Below are 19,070 nucleotides of genomic sequence, written 5' to 3'. Positions count from 1 at the left end.
TTAGGAGAAAAAGACCAGATCTTTTTGTAATGTCTGGTGAAAGACACACTCTTCATCTTTGTGATTCGAATCTGAAGGCATCTAGGCTAGGCTGTTTGGATGAAAAATGGCTAAGCTATTTGCAATTAGATTTGGAAGACAGGCATGGTTGATTGGTCCGAAGAATATCTTTTCCTTTTGCATTAACATTAAAACCCAGTAGGGTTTTACTAGCGTTTAATCTAGGCTATTGGGTATAATCCATAGAAATGAACGGTCTTTCTCTCAATCAGTTACTGAAAGGGTTCTGTAATGAGCTTGAGTTCGATGTGTTTATTCATAGACTTCAAACAGATAGTCGAAAAATTCGACCTGGGGATCTTTTTATTGCTTACCCAGGACGACGGGTCGATGGGCGTCACTATATAAAAGAAGCAATTGAGAAGCAGGTGGTAGGAGTACTCTATGAAGCTGACCATTATGAACCTTCCGTTCAGAATGGAATCCCTTTAATTGCCTTTCCTAACTTACAAAATCATATTGGAGACATTGCTACGCGTTTTTATGGAGATCCATCTAAAACGATTAAAGTCATTGGTGTGACTGGTACTAATGGAAAAACCTCTTGTACACATTTTATTGCGCAATCTCTGCAATCACAAAAAATTTCGTGCGGCGTTATAGGAACATTAGGATATGGCTTTGTGGGTAATTTAAATAGGACGAATTGCACAACACCGGATCCTATTCAATTGCAGCAGGCGTTTGCTAAACTGCAAGAACAAGATGTCAAGGCTGTTGCGATGGAAGTATCATCTCATGCATTGGATCAGTTTCGTGTGCAAGGTGTCCATTTTACTATCGCTGTTTTTACTCAATTGTCCCAAGAGCACCTCGATTATCATAGCAATATGGAAAATTATGCTCGCGCAAAAGAATTATTGTTCGAACAACCAGGCTTACATTATGGAGTGGTTAATTGTGATGACGCACTGGGAAGACGCATTATTGACAATTATCATTCCAAATTAACATTAGTGGGATACTCTGCCGATGGCATAAAAGATAATCGCGTTTCTTATGTTAGAGCCACCCATATAAAAAAATTAGCGCACGGGTTTTCAGTGGATGTACAAACATCATGGGGAAAAGGTACATTTACGATTTCTTTATTGGGTCGATTCAATATCAGTAATTTATTATCTGTTTTAAGTGTATTGTGTTTATATGGGGTGCCTTTTGAAGAAGCGCTGACAGAGTTGTCGAAGCTAAACACTGTGCGTGGGCGAATGCAAGTGGTTAATATCCGACACCACCAGCACCACTGCCCTCAAATTATTGTTGATTATGCGCATACACCAGATGCCTTAAAAAAAGTACTAATGGCTTTAAGGGAGCATTGTAAAGGTCAATTAATTTGCGTCTTTGGTTGCGGAGGTAATCGAGATCGCAGAAAGCGTCCTCAAATGGCAGCTATCGCGGAAAAATTAACCAATCAGATTGTTTTGACTAATGATAATCCGCGCAGTGAATCCCCACTTGCAATTATTCGGGATATTCAGGCAGGGTTTAAAAATAAGAATCCCGTTATTGTCGAAACCGATCGTGCTAAAGCTATCAAATACGCCGTGCAAAAAGCAACATCCAATGATACTGTTTTGATTGCTGGAAAGGGACATGAAACCACGCAGATTATTGGCACGGATGTCCTGCCCTTTGATGATGTAGAAGAAGTAAGAAAGGTGTTTAATTCATGAAGCTCTCTCAAGTAGCTAAAACTGTGAACTCCAGTTTTAATGACAGAGACGAGGAATTCGAATCAATTAGCACCGATACCCGCACACTTCAACCAGGCGCTCTCTTTGTTGCTTTGCAGGGCCCTCGATTTGATGGGAATAATTTTGTTAAAGAGGCTCGCGAACGAGGTGCTGTTGGTGCACTCGTTACGCGTATTGTAGAAATCGAATTACCACTGATCCTCGTTGGTAATACTCTGACTGCTTTGGCGCAGTTAGCTAATTATCAACGCAAGCAAATACAACTCCCCATTATTGCTGTAACCGGTAGTTGTGGTAAAACGACGACGCGAGCATTATTGGCCAATATTTTTCGTCAGTGCGGCAACGTCTTAGCGAGCGAAAGAAATTTTAACAACAGTATTGGCGTACCATTAACCCTATTGCGTTTATGTGCGGAACATAACTATGCTGTTATCGAGCTGGGTGCAAGTCGTCCTGGTGAAATTTCTAATTTAACACAATTGGTTAAACCTGCTATTGGTATTATTACCAATGCGGCTCCTGCTCATTTAGAAGGTTTCAGCAGCATCAGCGGTGTAGCAAAAGCAAAAGGAGAAATCTTTCAAGGATTATCAGCAAATGGGATTGCTATTATTAATATCAACGATTGCTTCGCCAATTTTTGGCATGGTTTAGTGGGTGAGCGTCGAATTGTCACTTTTGGTATAAACCATCCTGCTGATATTACAGCAAAGAATATAAAAATGAATTCGGCCGCTCAACCGGCTTTTCAATTAATAACACCAAAAGAAGAAATTAATATTCAGTTACCACTAATTGGTATGCACAATGTCGCGAATGCATTGGCAGCAGCCGCTGCAGCTTATGCTGAAGGCTTGCCAATCATAACAATAAAAGCCGGTTTAGAAACAGTTGCTGCTGTTAAGGGTCGATTGACTGAGCAAAAGGGTTATCGCGGCGCGATTATTATTGATGATAGCTATAACGCAAATCCTTTATCCGTATCGGCAGCGATTGACGTTTTAGCGAAACGAAAAGGAAATTCCATTTTAGTTTTTGGTGATATGCTAGAGTTGGGAAAAAGTTGTCATCAATTCCATCGTGAAATCGGGGAGCGTGCGTTACAATCAGGAATTCAAAAATTGTTTTGCTATGGTAACTTTACGCAATTTACGGCGAAAACCTTTGGTAGAAATGCATATCATTTTAATAGCCAGAATCAACTCTTGTCCGTTTTAAAGGAGCAGTTGAATGAAAATTGTGTAGTTTTAATAAAAGGATCTCTTTCCATGAATATGAGTAGAATTGTAAAGGCGCTGATAGAAGGATAAAAATGTTGCTGTGGCTAACTAATTTTTTAAGTCATCACTTTCGTGGTTTTCGCATGTTTAATTATTTAACTTTTCATTTCATTGTGAGCGCCTTAACCGCATTAATTATCGTTCTTTCCTTAAGTCCTCGATTAGTTAAAAAACTCCAGGCATTACAGATTGGTCAAATGGTTAGGAATGATGGACCGCAGGCACATTTGAAAAAATCTGGTACGCCAACTATGGGGGTGTATTGATTATTCTGGCTATTGTAATCAGCATGTTGTTATGGGGTGATCTTACTAGTCGTTTAGTATGGACTATTTTATTAGTAACGGTGGCGTTTAGTATTATAGGATGGATTGATGATTATCGAAAAATCATCAACCAAAACAGTAAAGGATTATCAGCGTGTTCAAAATATTTGTTCCAATCGGTTATAGGTGTCCTTGCTGCTATTTATCTATATTTTATAACAACAACGCCTGCAGAAACTTCTCTAGTTATTCCTTTTGTAAAAAACGTCTCGCCAAATTTAGGATTGTTTTATATCGTATTAGCTTACTTTGTAATTGTAGGTAGCAGCAATGCTGTAAATTTAACGGATGGCTTGGATGGTTTAGCATTGATGTCAACGGTGATGATTAGCGGTGCGTTAAGCGTTTTTGCTTATATGATGGGAAATCATTTTTTTGCGGAATATTTAACAATTCCTTTTATTTCTGGAGCAGGGGAAGTCGCTGTTTTTTGTAGTGCCTTGATGGGAGCCGGACTTGGATTTCTTTGGTATAACGCATATCCAGCTCAGGTTTTTATGGGTGATGTGGGGTCGCTGGGTTTAGGGGCGGCATTAGGTGTTATCGCTGTGGTGGTTCGGCAAGAATTGACCTACTTTTTAATGGCAGGTATTTTTATCATTGAGACTGCATCAGTTATTATTCAGGTTAGTTATTTCAAATTATCAAGTGGGAAACGCATTTTCCGAATGGCGCCTCTGCATCACCATTTTGAACTAAAAGGTTGTCCAGAGCCCAAAGTTATCATTCGTTTTTGGATTATTACATTTATTTTGGTCCTTTGCGGATTAACCACCTTAACCTTAAGATTAAAGTAGTTCAAAAATTATGAAAAATAAACCATTCACCGTCATTGTTGGATTGGGCAAAACGGGACTATCCTGTGCTCAGTTCTTGGCACAAAAAAATCAGTCCTTCGCTGTTATGGATAGCCGAATAGAACCCCCCGATTAAAAGAGTTTACACAAATTTGTCCGAATACTGAACTCTTCCTCGGAAAATTTTCTGAAAATTTATTAGAAATGGCTGAAGAGATTATTTTAAGTCCAGGCATTTCATTGCAAGAACCGTTGATCGCAAAACAGGTTGCTAAAGGTAAATCTATAGTTGCTGATATCGAACTATTTGCTCGCGAAATAAAAAACCTATTATTGCGATTACAGGTTCTAATGGGAAAACCACCGTCGCAACATTGATAGGTCTGATGATGAAAGCAGCTGGCTTTAACGCAATGGTATGTGGCAATATCGGTGAGCCCGTATTACAGCAAATTAGAACAAAAGCAGATTACTATGTGATTGAGTTATCGAGTTTCCAACTAGAAACTACTTTTTCCTTACATTCTAAGGCTGCAATAATATTAAATATTAGTGAAGATCATATGGATCGTTATGCCACTTTACAGGATTATTTGAGTGTAAAACAACGTATTTATGCGCGTTGTCAAACACCCGTTGTAAATGCGGACGAGCCTGAAATCTGGACACGTCTTTTACTTACTGGGAAGCTTTTGTCGTTCGGTTTAGAATCTCCAGCTGATTTTTCTTTAATTGAGTGCAAAAAACAAATTTATATTACTTATCACGGAGAGCGGTTAGTGCCTATTAGAGAATTGAAATTGAATGCGCATCACCATCTGCAAAATGCAATGGCTGCGTTGGCCATAGGAACAGCAGTAAATATTCCTATGGCAGCTATGTTGCAAGTATTACGCGACTTTCCAGGTATTCGACATCGCTGCCAATTAATTCGGAGACGATATAGGGTTGATTATTTTAACGATTCAAAAGGTACCAACGTGGGAGCGACGCGAGCATCTATTGTTAGTTTGGGACAGTCAGCAAAAGGACGATTGATTTTAATCGCAGGCGGACAAGGTAAAGGTGCCGATTTTTCTTTGTTGAGAGAATCTGTTAAACGTTATGTAAAAGAAGTTATTTTAATTGGTGAGGACGCGTCTATTTTAGAAAGAGCTTTGAAAGGATATACGATTATTAAACACGCTGACTCAATGAATGAGGCAGTCAATCAAGCTGCAACAGTAGCGCGAGCAGGTGATGTTGTTTTGTTGTCTCCTGCCTGTGCTAGTTATGATATGTTTAGGAATTATGAACATAGAGGTGATGTTTTTATAAACATAGTGGAAGCGCTTTAATGCGGCAGAAATCAGTTGTTTTTTCCTACGACCGTTGGATCGTAATTTGTGCATTGTCATTATTGGCATTAGGTTTGTTAATGGTGGCTTCTGCTTCAATGGTTGTTTCCGATCGCCAGTTTGGCTATCCGTTCCATTATTTTATTCGACAATTGTCCTATTTAAGTTTAGGATTGACGGTCACCTGGATTGTAACACACATCCCTGTAAGAGTGTGGAAAAGATACAGTCGCCTCTTATTTCTGTTTTCTTTTATTTTATTAATTGCGGTCTTGGTGCCTGGAATAGGCAAAGTAGTGAATGGCAGTCGACGGTGGATTTCACTAGGTTTTATTTCATTACAAGCTTCTGAAGCGATAAAATCCGTAGCTATCTTATATCTTGCTAGTTATATACAACGTTACCAAGATGAGGTTCGCGAGGAATTAAAAGGGTTCGTAAAACCTATGATTTTAATGGTTATTTTGTCAAGCCTATTATTATTGGAACCCGATTTTGGTGCTGCTGTTGTTATTATCATGACTTATATGGCGTTGTTATTTTTAGCAGGCGTACGATTGTGGCCATTTTGCATACTCTTAATTTTGATTGCTATGTCATTGGCTTTATTAGCTATCTTATCTCCTTATTGCCTACGGCGTTTCACTACATTTTTAAATCCGTGGCATAACCAATTCGGATCAGGTTATCAATTAACGCAATCATTGATCGCTTTTGGACGCGGTGGTCTTTTTGGTGTTGGATTAGGTAACGGTGTTCAAAAATTATTTTATTTACCCGAAGCTCATACGGATTTTTTATTTGCTGTATTAGCCGAAGAATTAGGCCTGTTTGGTGAGCTTTTATTAATTGCTTTGTTCATGCTATTAATTGGTCGCATCATCATTATCGGACGCCGTGCTGAAAATAGTAGCTGTTTATTTTCTGCCTACATCGCTTACGGTGTGGCCCTTTGGTTAGGATTACAAGCCCTAATCAATATAGGTGTTAGCACCGGTATGTTACCTACTAAAGGGTTAACACTCCCTTTCATCAGCTATGGCGGAAGTAGTATATTAATTAACTGCTTGGTTCTCGGTATTGTGCTGCGAATTGCTTTTGAGATTGAAGAAGATAATAACATTAATGAGTCACTGGTCACAAAATATTGGTAGAAGACTTAGTAGATATTCATAAAGTTGCAGTACAACTGTAACTTAATATACTCAAACAAAGGGTATCAAACCTTATCTCAATTTTAGTCTGTTGATAAATTGATTGAACAAGACGATATTCGACGGTGGACAGTACTTTTATAACCCGATCAGGTTGCATTCTGTGTTGAAAGCCGTGAGCTCGAGTTGCATAGTTGGTTGGGCCTTAGTACTTTTTTTCTTGATAAAGTCGCTGTGATCAAAAATTTTTTTGGGAGGACATTATCTCTAAAATATCGTCTTTCTCTTGTTGACAAGAGAAAGACGATAAAGCGTCGTGATCTTATTTCTAAAGTGAGTCATCAGTCTATTCCTTTTAAAGTTAAACACAGTTTTCAACATACCACATCCGAAAACTGAAAGGGTTAATAGCAGAATATCAGGTGCCAGTGCCTTTGTTTTTATTACTTAGGTAGGAAAATGGAGGTGTCGTAAATGCCTTTTCCTGATATTAATTCGGTAAGATTATCATCCAAGTGGGAGCAACTTTTTTATGGAGAATTTCCCAAATGTTAATAAAATGATCCATCTCATTTAATGAGAGAAATCTAAACAGATTAATCAGTTTTCAATATCAACAACCAGGATAGAAGAGATTGCAGCTATCGGGCGAGAATCTGATTATTGTGTTTTTAAAAAGGAGAAAATAATTATTCCATCAAACGGTCTATTACCAGCAAATGTGGAGAAGAACGTAAGTAGTGCTATTTGCTCGCTGTTTTGTTTTAAAACACATAATTTACTAAACAACTTTCTCCTGTCCACAGTTCACTTCTCTTAGATAGTTATTATTCTATCGAAACTTAACTAGATTTATTTAATTTTGTGTGCAAAGAGATAAAAACATTATCATCTAAATTTGAAGAAAAAGTTAAAACTATTAAACAGGGAGCGAGAAAATATGTTGTGCATCCCAATAATCTGAGTTCGTTCCCAATATAACTACATAATTTGGGAGATGTGATTGATTTCACTATTTATTTAGCTAAGACTTTTCGTGAAGGCTGCTCTGGGAAAAGTATTTCTTTAGTAGGAATTTTGACGAGTGATTTATCAAGAACAGATTTTTGAAAATGAATACAATCATTTGTGTGAGATTAATCTAAAAAATGAAATTTATCGTATCAATCCCGGAATATTCTATCATCTGATAATATTAATTTAGTCTTGTTAATTATTATAAATAAACAGTAGCATTATTCCTAGGAGACTGGATTTTAGCAAATAGGTTGCAAATGAATGAATATTTGACCGATGGGAATATGCTGATTCTATGACAAATGGACTCATCCTAATCTTTTTTTATCCTCAATAAAAACCATAAAGACCTTTGAAGTTCGTGTTATTTTTTTATTTGAAATAAAGAGATATTTATCACGATAGTAGTATCATGATAAACCGCTTTTCTGTTTGTAAGATTAGTACAATGTACAATATACTCCAAAATAAATCTCGCTTCTTTTAGCATTAGAAAGAAAGCTGTATTGAGCTATTTTCGTGATAGAACCCCGTTTTAAAGGTTAATATTATAAATTAGCTAACTTGTACTATTAATATTAATTCCTGAAAAGAAGTATTGATGATCTCTAGCTATTGTGATCTAGCTCTTGTAATATACTTAACACAGGATCATCAATCAAAATGATTGCCTTAATTTAGATAGTTTATGAGTAACATAAAGCATTATAAAAGTAAACTTTTAATGTATGTACTATTTTATATTTCGTTAATTTTTTCCTTGTTATATTTATTTTGATTAATTGAAATAAATTCAATATAGAAAATTTAAATTCAATATAGAAAATTCTTTTAATATTTTATTAATGCAGTAATAATTTTTTTATTTCCTTTTCTTTTAGAAACTAGTTTTCATGGTTAAAGATTCAATTTCTGCATATATTTTCGCATCATTATTATGTTCTTTTCATTTGATAAAGATATAAAATTGCTTTCTAAAATTTTAATATCTAGAAATAGGAAATAGTTTATGAAAGATTGTTTTATATTAAGGGTTATGTGTATTTAAATATTTTTTTATCAAAGGTAATAGGAATAGTTTGATATCATCTTTTTTGTTTTTTCCTATTGAGCGAATTATTAATTTGTAAATTTTTCTATATTATTAGTTTTTAAAAATTCATAAAAAGACAAGAATTTTTTAAGTTAAAAATATTAAGCATATTGATTTTTCTAATTAGAAAGTACTGAGCTTTCTGCTTATGGTAATATTTATAGATAGATCGACTAGCAAATAATACCCAACTGGATAATATCACAGTGGCGCGCATGCTAATAAAACCTGCTAAATACATTTTGAATGAATTGATTAGAAAGTAGACCGTTGTTGAATTTAGTGAGTAAACACCGCGATTTTAGAAATAAAAAAAGTAAAGAAACCAATAATCATTAAATTAATGATGTAATTTACATAATTGAAGCTCTATATCTTTTCAAGATAATAAAGTGATTAAATCATTAGAAATGAAAAGTATTTTTTATAAATAAAACTAATATGACTCAGACAATTTCCCTCGGTATCAAAAAGAAAGAATGTCTTTTGGCAAATTATGGGTGTTTTTGCTTATTCTTAGATTAAGCTGCTTAGAGGAATATTCTCAATGCTAAGGAGATTTACATAAGCATATACTTAGATTTTATATCTTTTAATCTAAATCTTTTTTTAAAGATACATTTTGATATTTTTGTTTTCTTAGCTAATATTTTAACTCTTGGTCCTTTCTTTTTTATAAAATTAGGGGTATTCCTCTATTGGCCAATTATACCAAACGTAGGACAGATTCTAAATTATTACTCTTTAAATTGATTTATATTTTTTATATGAAAATATACCCTACATCCGATTTAGATTATTCTAAATCGTCTTGCCTTTGGAGTTGAATATAGGCTAACCAAATAGTAAGTAATTAAATGTGTTTAGTATAAAGAAAAGAAATTCGTAAAACGCATACAGTCTGAAATCCTAGAAAAATTACTAGGTATCGAAGCTATAAAGAGCAGATATCCGCCGATCGATTGGTTGTTTATTTACTTGTTTTGAAAAAGCTAAATAACGAGTGGTGTATAAAAAAGCTTACAAACGGAGAAAACAAATAGTTAGGATGTTCTTACTATAATATTATATTATTTAGCACAGTAACATTATGCAATCATTCTAATGAGCAAATCGCTTGCTAATTTGAATTGATTATGCGAATTGTTGGTTTACTATATTATGAGAATATCATCCTCATAAACTCCAGCAATTTAATTTTCCTAATCTAGTGCATATAATTGCGATTAAAGAATTATAGTAATAGAAGAAAGTTTGATATTTGGATATCTAGGAATGCTATATCTTTAAAATGAAGCCGAAAAAAGTACTAAAGATTTGTTACCAACACAGTGCTTATTTGAGCGATATTGCGTGGGAGAATCCTATGTAGGAATTTATTCTCATTGTCTAAGAATATATACAGTCAATTAGTTTCTCGAAGGATTTCCTTATAAAGAAATTTCTAAAATTTTAGGCCTATTTCCGCATTCAGTAAATGATGTCCACAGAATATTGAGAAATTTTATTGTCATAACAAGAGAAGGTTGTAACAATCTTATTGTAGGAAATTTAAAAATATATCTAGATACATAATTTTAATGAGTTTTTTATATTTTTCACTGTTTTTAGTGTGGACAATAGCATCCGTGTTACCATACTTCTATGAAAAGGATACTCATCATGGCTGGAGGCACCGGAGGGCATATCTTTCCGGCACTAGTTGTTGCTCGGGCATTACGAGAACAGGGGGTGGAAGTGCATTGGCTAGGGACAGCGGGGAAGCTTGAAGAAAAGGTGGTGGCGCCTGAATTTCCTTTGAATCGTATTCAAATAAAAGCCTTTCGAGGAAAAGGGTTATTACGGAAGTGTCTGATGCCTTTTCGTTTAGCCAGAGCGTTGTTTCAATCTTATCGGATCATTTGCCGATTAAACCCTGGTGTGATATTTAGTATGGGCGGTTATGTCTCGGGACCTGGTGGGTTAGCAGCATGGTTAAAACGGATTCCTTTACTGATCCATGAACAAAATTCGGTAGCTGGGCTGACGAATCGCGCGCTAGCCGTCATGGCAAAATCGATCATGCAGGCATTTCCTAATACTTTTCCTAAAAATCCTAAGGTAACGACGACAGGTAATCCGATTCGGGTTGAATTACTCAATATACCGCTGCCACAAACCCGCTTTGCTGATCGTCAAGGCCCGTTACGAATTTTAGTATTAGGTGGCAGCCAAGGAGCGCGATCAATTAACCAAAAAATGACTGGTGCATTAAATCAATATCCTCGGTCTAACGAAATTATGATTTGGCATCAGACTGGTCAACTCGATTATCAATCTGTTAAAAATACTTATCAAAAAATATTAATTAAAACACAGGTCAATGCTTTTATTGACGATATAGCGAGCGCTTATGCATGGGCTGATTTGATTGTTTGTCGATCAGGCGCTTTAACGGTAAGTGAAATCGCTGCTATCGGTGTCGCCAGCATTTTTATTCCTTATCCTCACGCCGTAGATAATCACCAATTTTATAATGGTCGCTTCTTGGAACAAGCAGGGGCTGCTATTATTATTCCTGAAGAATCATTAACTGAGGTAGATTTAGTTCATTATTTTGAACAGTTTGCTCACCATCGAGGCCGTTTAGTAGCAATGGCAGAATGTGCTCGAAATTTGGCACAACCAAATGCAGTACGCTATGTTATTGCTCAATGTGAGAAATGCTATGTTGCTCGACAATAAACAAATAAAACACATACATTGCTTAGGGATTGGAGGTATCGGAGTTAGTGCTCTTGCCGAAATTTTATTAAAAAAGGGTTATCGAGTAACAGGTTCTGATATTTCAGACAGCAAAAATACAGAGCGACTGCAACGTTTTGGTGCTGAAATTACATTTAATCATGAAGGAACAACAGTTACCAAATCTGATTGCGTGATTTATTCTAGCGCTATTGAAACAAACAATCCTGAATTAATGGCAGCTAAACGCGCTAATATTCCTCTTTTAAAACGAGGTCAAATGCTTGCAAATTTAATGTCGGGTTATTATTCCATTGCTGTTGCTGGCACTCATGGAAAAACGACCACTAGTGCTATGTTGGCTAATGCTTTTATCACAGCGAATTTAGATCCTACTTTTATAATAGGGGGTGTCCTGAATGATTGTCAAACTCCTGCAAGAGCAGGCGAAGGTCGTTATTTTATTGCGGAAGCGGATGAGAGCGATGCTTCTTTCTTATTTATGAAACCGAATATTGCTATCGTTACTAATATTGATGCTGATCATTTGAGTACTTATAGTGGTGATTTTGATAATCTAACACAAACATACGTGCAATTTTTGCATCAAATTATAGAAAGTGGGATAGCTGTTTTATGTATTGATGATCCTATTATTCGGCGATTAATCCCCGCACTATCTCAACGCATAGTGACTTATGGTTTTTCTCCCACCGCTGATTATCATGCCGCTTATTATTTTCAGAAAGGAATACGAGGTTATTTTGAAACTCGAGATTCAGGCCATGTAACCCATTTATCCGTTAAACTAAATATGCCAGGACGTCACAACGCCCTTAATGCTTTAGCAGTAATAGCAGTAGCTGATTTAGTAGGGATGGATGAATACGCATTGCTTCAATCATTAGCAGAATTTCCGGGAGTAGATCGTCGTTTTGCTATTCGCGGAAATATGATTACTTCAAACGGACACGCTCTAATTCTCGAAGACTACGGTCATCACCCTAATGAAATTAGGGCAACGTTGATTGCTGCGCGTGCAGCTTGGCCTAATAGACGAATCGTATTAGTTTTTCAACCACATCGATATACGCGTACTCGTGATTTAATGGCGGAATTCGTTTTCGTGTTGATGGAGACTGATTTCTTAGTATTATTGGAAGTGTATAGTGCTGGTGAATCACCTATTCCAGAGGCGGATGGAAAAAGCTTGTTAAAAGCAATCGAACAAAATATTCCACAGAAACCTGTATTTGTACCCTATTTACAAGATTTACCTGCAATATTGGAAACCATCGTGCAGTCTGGTGACGTTGTTATTCTTCAAGGTGCAGGTGATATAGGATCTATAGTGACAACTCTAGTCCAAACTCATGACTCAAAAAAGTTTAATCATTTACGAGGTGATTTATTTTATGATCATAATTTGGCACGTTACAGCTCATGGCGTGTGGGAGGAGACGCTGAGCGATTTTATCGACCTGCTGATTTAGCTGATTTAAAAAATTTTCTTGACCAATTACCGCAATATGAGCCGTTAACGTGGTTAGGATTAGGAAGTAATGTTTTAATTCGAGATGGTGGCATAGCGGGTACGGTTATTTTGACGCTTAATCGATTAAAAGAAATGAAGTTGTACAATAAAGAGGCTGGAAAAATAATTATTCGTGCAGAAGCGGGCGTGACCTGCGCTAAATTAGCGAGATTTTGTACGAGTCATAGATTAGAGGGGGCGCTTTTTTTGCAGGAATTCCAGGGACAGTAGGAGGTGCATTGGCGATGAATGCCGGTGCTTTTGGGGGCGAAACATGGCGCTATGTCGTGCGTGTTGAAACTATCAATCAATGTGGTGAATTATATGAAAGAATTCCGGATGAATTTAAAATTCAATACCGTCAAATTGAGGGATTAAATAATCAATTTTTTGTGGCAGGTTATTTTTGTTTTAATCAGGGGAATGCTGTTAAGGAAAAAGAAGCCATTAACATTTTGCTCAAAAAAGAAATATTTCACAACCTATCGGAACTTATAGTTGTGGTTCTGTATTTCGGAATCCTCCAGGCGATCATGCAGCGCGATTAATCGATTTGGCAGGTTTGAAAGAAACTCGAATAGGGAATGCGGAAGTTTCTAAAAAACATGCTAATTTTATTTTAAATAAAGGTGATGCAAAAGCGGCTGATATTGAACGTTTGATTTGTCATGTTGCAGATCGCGTGTATAGAGTTCATGGTGTTCGACTGATAAAAGAAGTACATGTTATTGGATGTGATTATGAGACGGCATAAAAAAAAACAGCAATACGCATGGCTAAGTTTCATACGGAAAGTACTTTCTACAGGATTAGTAATTATGATTTTAATTTCTTTTTTATTATTAATCATTGTATTATACAATCCAAAAACACTGCCTTTCCAAAAAATAAAAATATCAGAAAATGGAAATCATATTAAAATAACGACTTTAAAAGATATCATTACTGAGCATGTGGGTGGTGGTTTTTTTTCGCTAAATGCTGCAAAGTTGCGATCAGCATTGCTGTCGCTGTCGTGGGTTGATAGCGTCTCTTTACGGCGAGTTTGGCCTAATAAACTGGAAGTTGCAATTCAAGAACAACAACCAATTGCACGGTGGAATAATAATGAATTGATAACTGCGGAATGTAAAGTATTTACACCACCTTCCGATAACTTTCCTAAAAATTTTCCCCACTTGCAAGGCCCTTATGATAGTGCTTTCCTTATTTTAAAACGCTTTCAACATTTCAGTCAGGAATTAACACCGCTCCATGTCTTTATTACTGCTTTAACCCTCACGAATCGGCATACCTGGTCTCTAACGTTAAATGCGCATGTCAAAGTATACCTCGGGCGGGAAAACATTGATCAACGTTTTGCACAACTGGTTCACCTTTACCCCAAGGTTATCAGCTCCCACACAAATCAAGTCAACCGCATTGATCTCCGTTACCCGAATGGGCTTGCGATTCAGTAGAAAGAATCGAAATGAAGAGTAAATTGAATTAAATAGTGCATATATAAAATTTAGAGTTATGAAAATTATTGTAAATGATAATGTTGTTTTTGATGAGTTTCCTATAATTTTGTGGAATGATCGGGGGCTATTATTGGGGGATGGATTATTTGAAACGATTAAATCGGAAAATGGCAAGTTGCTGTTCTTCGAAGCTCATTATAAGAGGTTTTTCGAATCAACAGTTAAATTACTTATCCCCTTTAAGTTCTCCTTAGAAAATCTTAAGAAGAAATGCCAACAAATAGTAGACATTAATAAATTAGATGGTGATATAGCAATAAGAATGACATTAACCAGGGGTCGTCTGGAAGAAGGAAGAGGAATTGGTATTTCAGAGACAGCTTCTCCAACATTAATTATCACAGCAGCCTCTTATCATCGGCCAGCTATTCAGCCGACTGTATGTATTACAACAATTAAAAGAAATGAATTTTCTATTCTTACTCAAATTAAGACACTGAATTATTTAGAATCTATTCTTGCAAGACAACAGGCAGTGTCGCAAGGATATAATGAGGGGATTATGCTTAATACAAAAGGCGCTGTTACTGAAACAAGTATTGGTAACATATTCGTAGTGATTAATAGAGAAGTGTTTACACCAAAGAAGGCCGATGGTATTTTACCTGGCATTATACGACAAGTTATTTTTAACGCTATTCAGGAAAAAGGCGGTAAAATAATAGAGAGCACTTTGTATCCCGAAGATCTTTTTTCTGCAACGGAAATTTTTCAAACAAACAGTCTGTTAGAAATACAATCATTTTCGAAGATCAATAAACATCCTCTGTTAACGGGGACACAAGCCATATTAACAAAACAGGTTTTAAAACATTATCGATCATATAAAAATAAAAATTAGAATAAAAGTTTTATTCCATTCTCACAAAAGCTGAAATGACTTAAATAGAATTGCTTTCTAGAGGTACCTGTAATGCAAAATACAACTACTGAAGAAAGAGATTTGCCAGGCAAGGGAGGGGTTTAATCCACTTTGTTCTGTTTGACAAAGATTAGCAGTCACTACTGTGGGTTTAGTCAATTTTATTTATAGGGATCTGTAAGAAGTAGCATACTAGTTTATGATTCTATCGATTAGGTTAATCGTGGTATGGCTGTCTATCATCTATTTTTTGGTCTTATGTACATCATACCGTATGTGGCTTAAGATCGCGCTTTACTATTGGGCAAACGTCTTATCATGAGCAACTACTCTATTATGGTTATGATTACTTTTTCTGATGCCCAATATTGACATTTGTGGTGTTTGTCTGTGATGTACGAGATACGCCCTGCATAAAATGATCGCCTTTAATTGTCAGAGAATAATTGGTAAAGATTCATGAAGTATGATCTATTGCTTCCAGATGTCAGCAATATGTTGAAAAATGTCGTAAAATAACCACGCTTATTATGTCATCTTTTTGCTTTTGCAATAACTGAATAGTGAAAGGCTAATAGGCCAAGTGCATATTTTGGGATATAAGGGGAGAAATATTTTAATGTGAAAAATAGAAGTTTAATTTACCAATCATTTTTTGATACGGTGTTGCAAAAATATGATTGATTGCAAAAAGAGTATTAACTAAGATTAAGAAAAGACGATTAATTTAAGAAGTAAATAATAATTGATAATTGATAAAACATTGAGGAAGAATTTAAATGATAACGATCTATGCTTTCAAATGACTATTTATTTTAAAAATCAATTAGTTCTATTAAAACTGAAATAAACGTTCGAGTGAGATCTTGTTTTCTGAGTAAATGGTGCGCAGTTCCAATAAGGAGTTCCTCCAATTGAGTACCTTAATAATTAAAGCTGGGTTCGTGGATGGAAGCGATTTTGTGTGATCGCCTGAGTAGTAGTTAGCACGTATCTTTAAGTTAGAATCGAATTTATTTTTCAATTCATTGATGGATCAAATATTCTATAAAAGTATTAAATAATATTAAGGAGCGTTAAATATGAGAGAATTTTTTTATAGTGATTTCAAGATTAATCACTTATACTGATGATTTAACAATCGATGCGGTGTTGTGCACAGGGAGAATTTGGCAACTATGCCGAAAAATCCAGATAAAAATCTTATCGTTGCATTGGATATTGGCACTAGCAAGATTGCAGCGTTGGTCGGTGAAGTCAGTCGAGATAACCAAATTGAGGTTATTGGCTTTGGCACGCATGCGTCACGCGGATTAAAACGTGGTGTGGTTGTCAATATCGAGTTGACCGTTCAATCGATCCAACGCGCGATTGAAGAGGCGGAATTTATGGCTGAGTGTGATATCCGTTCTGCTTATACGGGTATTGCAGGCAGCCATATTCGAAGTTTAAATTCTCATGGCATTGTCGCGATTCGAGACCGAGAAGTAAATAAGTCCGATGTAAATCGTGTTATCGATGCTGCGAAAGCTGTAGTTATCCCAGCTGATCAAAAGATACTTCATATTTTGCCCCAAGAATTTATTATCGATAATCAAGAAGGTGTTCGTGAGCCTGTTGGCATGTCCGGTGTACGATTAGAAGCTAAAATACATATCGTTACGGGAGCCGTTAGTGCTGCGCAAAATATAACTAAATGTGTGCGCCGTTGCGGATTGCAAGTCGGTGATATTGTTCTAGAGCAGCTCGCTTCTAGCCATTCGGTTTTAACTGATGACGAAAAAGAATTAGGTGTGTGCATGGTGGATATTGGTGGTGGTACCACTGACATCGCTATTTTTACAGAAGGAGCGATTCGTCACACGCACGTTATTCCAATCGCGGGCGATCATGTAACCAACGATATTGCAGTGGCGCTTAGAACTCCTACACAATATGCGGAACAAATCAAAATTAAATATGCGTCTGCTTTGCCGCAAGAAGTAAACGCGGAAGAAACCATCCAAGTGCCAAGTATTACTAGACGCCCATCAAAGCAAGTACAAAAAATAGCATTGGCACAAGTGGTTGCCGCGCGTTACAAAGAATTGTTCGAACTTGTGTTGTCGGAATTGCGTCGCAGCAGTTTTAAAGATTTAATTTCGTCAGGAATTGTATTAACAGGCGGGGCTTCGCGTGCCCCAGGTTGTATTGAATTAGCCGAGCATATCTTTCAAATGCCTGTTCGATTGGGGCTGCCGCAATATGTAAACGGTTTAGTGGACGTCCGTGAGAATCCAATTTACGCAACAGCAGTAGGATTATTGATTCATGGACACCAAAACCAGAGCAGTGGTCGATTTATGTTTGATTTAGAACAGAGAATAAGTTTATGGCAGAGAATGAAGAGCTGGTTTCAAGGAAATTTTTAAATTAGGAGAGTTTTATATGTTTGAGCTTGGTGAAACGTCGCCTCAAAATGCCCAAATAAAGGTGATCGGCATCGGTGGTGGTGGGGGTAACGCGATTGAACATATGATGACTGAAAGCATTGATGGTGTTGAATTTGTTTCTGCTAACACCGATGCGCAAGCCCTAAGTCGTTCAAGCGCACGAACCATCTTGCAGCTTGGGGATGAAATCACAAAAGGATTGGGAGCAGGCGCAGATCCTCATGTTGGCCGTCAAGCGGCTGAAGAGGCGCGAGACCGCATTCGTGAAGTACTTGAAGGAACGGATATGGTGTTTTTAACTGCGGGGATGGGAGGAGGTACCGGCACAGGGGCTGCCCCTGTTTTTGCTGAAGTGGCGAAAGAAATGGGTATTTTAACTGTGGCAATAGTGACTAAGCCTTTCATCTTTGAGGGTAAAAAACGAATGGAGGTCGCTGAGGAAGGTATTAGAGCGTTAACGAGTTATGTCGATTCTCTAATTACTATTCCTAATAATAAATTGTTGAGTGTGCTCGGTAAAAATATCACATTATTGAATGCTTTTAAGGCGGCTAATAACGTGTTGTTAGGTGCGGTTCAAGGGATTGCAGATCTCATCACTCGTCCTGGATTGATTAATGTTGATTTTGCTGACGTACGAACCGTAATGTCGGAAATGGGAATGGCTATGATGGGAACAGGTATAAGCAGCGGCGAGAACCGAGCTCGGGAAGCAGCGGAAGCGGCAATTGCGAGTCCATTACTAGAAGACGTGGATTTTACAGGCGCTCGGGGAGTACTAGTTAACATTACTGCAGGCATGGATCTCTCTATCGGTGAGTTTGAGCAAGTTGGTGGGGCAGTGAAAGCATTTTCTTCAGAAAATGCTTCTGTGGTAGTGGGGACGGTAATTAATCCAGAAATGAGTGATGAATTGCGTGTGACAGTGGTTGTTACTGGACTTGGAACTAATAGCAATGGTGCCTCTGTACTTCCAAAACCTGCAAAAGGTACAAAAAATGATGGGACAGTGGATTACTATCAACTTGATCGACCTACTTACCTGCGAAATCAGGAGCCCGTCAAACGAAATTTAGATTCGGAAGAACAACGTGATCAGGATTTTAAGTATCTTGATATTCCGTCTTTTCTGCGTCACCAGGGAGATTGAGACTATCTCAAAAAATGACTAACTGTTGCAAAAAGGATGTGTTAGAATGCGCCTCATTTTTCAGTAAGGGATTGAAATAAG

The 19,070-nt window shown here is 36.8% G+C and carries 8 protein-coding genes and 4 pseudogenes; all 12 read left to right on the top strand.

Annotated elements, in window-relative coordinates; all coding sequences use genetic code 11:
• The first annotated feature begins 248 nt into the window (after positions 1 to 248).
• Positions 249 to 1,736 carry a UDP-N-acetylmuramoyl-L-alanyl-D-glutamate--2,6-diaminopimelate ligase gene (locus LG660_RS02380; RefSeq protein WP_258267162.1) on the top strand — a complete coding sequence of 496 codons (1,488 nt, stop codon included), beginning with the start codon at positions 249 to 251 and terminating at the stop codon, positions 1,734 to 1,736.
• Positions 1,733 to 3,070, top strand: coding sequence for a UDP-N-acetylmuramoyl-tripeptide--D-alanyl-D-alanine ligase (locus LG660_RS02375; RefSeq protein WP_258267161.1), 1,338 nt, complete (start codon positions 1,733 to 1,735; stop codon positions 3,068 to 3,070). The genes LG660_RS02380 and LG660_RS02375 overlap by 4 nt, the downstream gene beginning before the upstream one ends.
• 2 nt (positions 3,071 to 3,072) lie before the next feature.
• Positions 3,073 to 4,163, top strand: a pseudogene (gene mraY, locus LG660_RS02370) (phospho-N-acetylmuramoyl-pentapeptide-transferase).
• 10 nt (positions 4,164 to 4,173) lie between these two features.
• A pseudogene (murD, locus tag LG660_RS02365) lies at positions 4,174 to 5,500 on the top strand (UDP-N-acetylmuramoyl-L-alanine--D-glutamate ligase).
• Complete coding sequence (gene ftsW / locus LG660_RS02360; RefSeq protein WP_258267160.1) at positions 5,500 to 6,654, top strand: putative lipid II flippase FtsW; 1,155 nt, start codon at positions 5,500 to 5,502, stop codon at positions 6,652 to 6,654. The pseudogene murD and the gene ftsW overlap by 1 nt, the downstream one beginning before the upstream one ends.
• A 3,754-nt stretch (positions 6,655 to 10,408) precedes the next feature.
• The gene (gene murG, locus LG660_RS02355) at positions 10,409 to 11,488 is read left to right on the top strand and encodes an undecaprenyldiphospho-muramoylpentapeptide beta-N-acetylglucosaminyltransferase (protein WP_258267159.1); all 1,080 of its coding nucleotides are present in this window, start codon (positions 10,409 to 10,411) and stop codon (positions 11,486 to 11,488) included.
• Positions 11,472 to 12,863 (top strand): annotated as a pseudogene (gene murC, locus LG660_RS02350) (UDP-N-acetylmuramate--L-alanine ligase); the annotation flags it as partial. The gene murG and the pseudogene murC, both read left to right, overlap by 17 nt.
• Positions 12,840 to 13,776, top strand: a pseudogene (gene murB, locus LG660_RS02345) (UDP-N-acetylmuramate dehydrogenase). The pseudogenes murC and murB, both read left to right, overlap by 24 nt.
• Positions 13,763 to 14,482: a cell division protein FtsQ/DivIB gene (locus LG660_RS02340; protein WP_258267158.1), complete on the top strand. Its 720-nt coding sequence runs from the start codon at positions 13,763 to 13,765 to the stop codon at positions 14,480 to 14,482. The pseudogene murB and the gene LG660_RS02340 overlap by 14 nt, the downstream one beginning before the upstream one ends.
• Positions 14,483 to 14,540: 58 nt before the next feature.
• Positions 14,541 to 15,386: an aminotransferase class IV gene (locus LG660_RS02335; protein WP_258267157.1), complete on the top strand. Its 846-nt coding sequence runs from the start codon at positions 14,541 to 14,543 to the stop codon at positions 15,384 to 15,386.
• A 1,190-nt stretch (positions 15,387 to 16,576) separates the two neighbouring features.
• Complete coding sequence (gene ftsA / locus LG660_RS02330; RefSeq protein ID WP_258267722.1) at positions 16,577 to 17,818, top strand: cell division protein FtsA; 1,242 nt, start codon at positions 16,577 to 16,579, stop codon at positions 17,816 to 17,818.
• Positions 17,819 to 17,834: 16 nt separating this feature from the next.
• On the top strand, positions 17,835 to 18,989 hold the full coding sequence (gene ftsZ, locus LG660_RS02325) for a cell division protein FtsZ (protein ID WP_258267156.1): 1,155 nt from the start codon (positions 17,835 to 17,837) through the stop codon (positions 18,987 to 18,989).
• The last annotated feature ends 81 nt before the right edge of the window (positions 18,990 to 19,070 follow it).

It is taken from the genome of Coxiella-like endosymbiont (assembly GCF_024730665.1).
Taxonomy (GTDB): Bacteria; Pseudomonadota; Gammaproteobacteria; order Coxiellales; family Coxiellaceae; genus Coxiella.
This window is presented reverse-complemented; position numbering and strand designations above follow the sequence as displayed.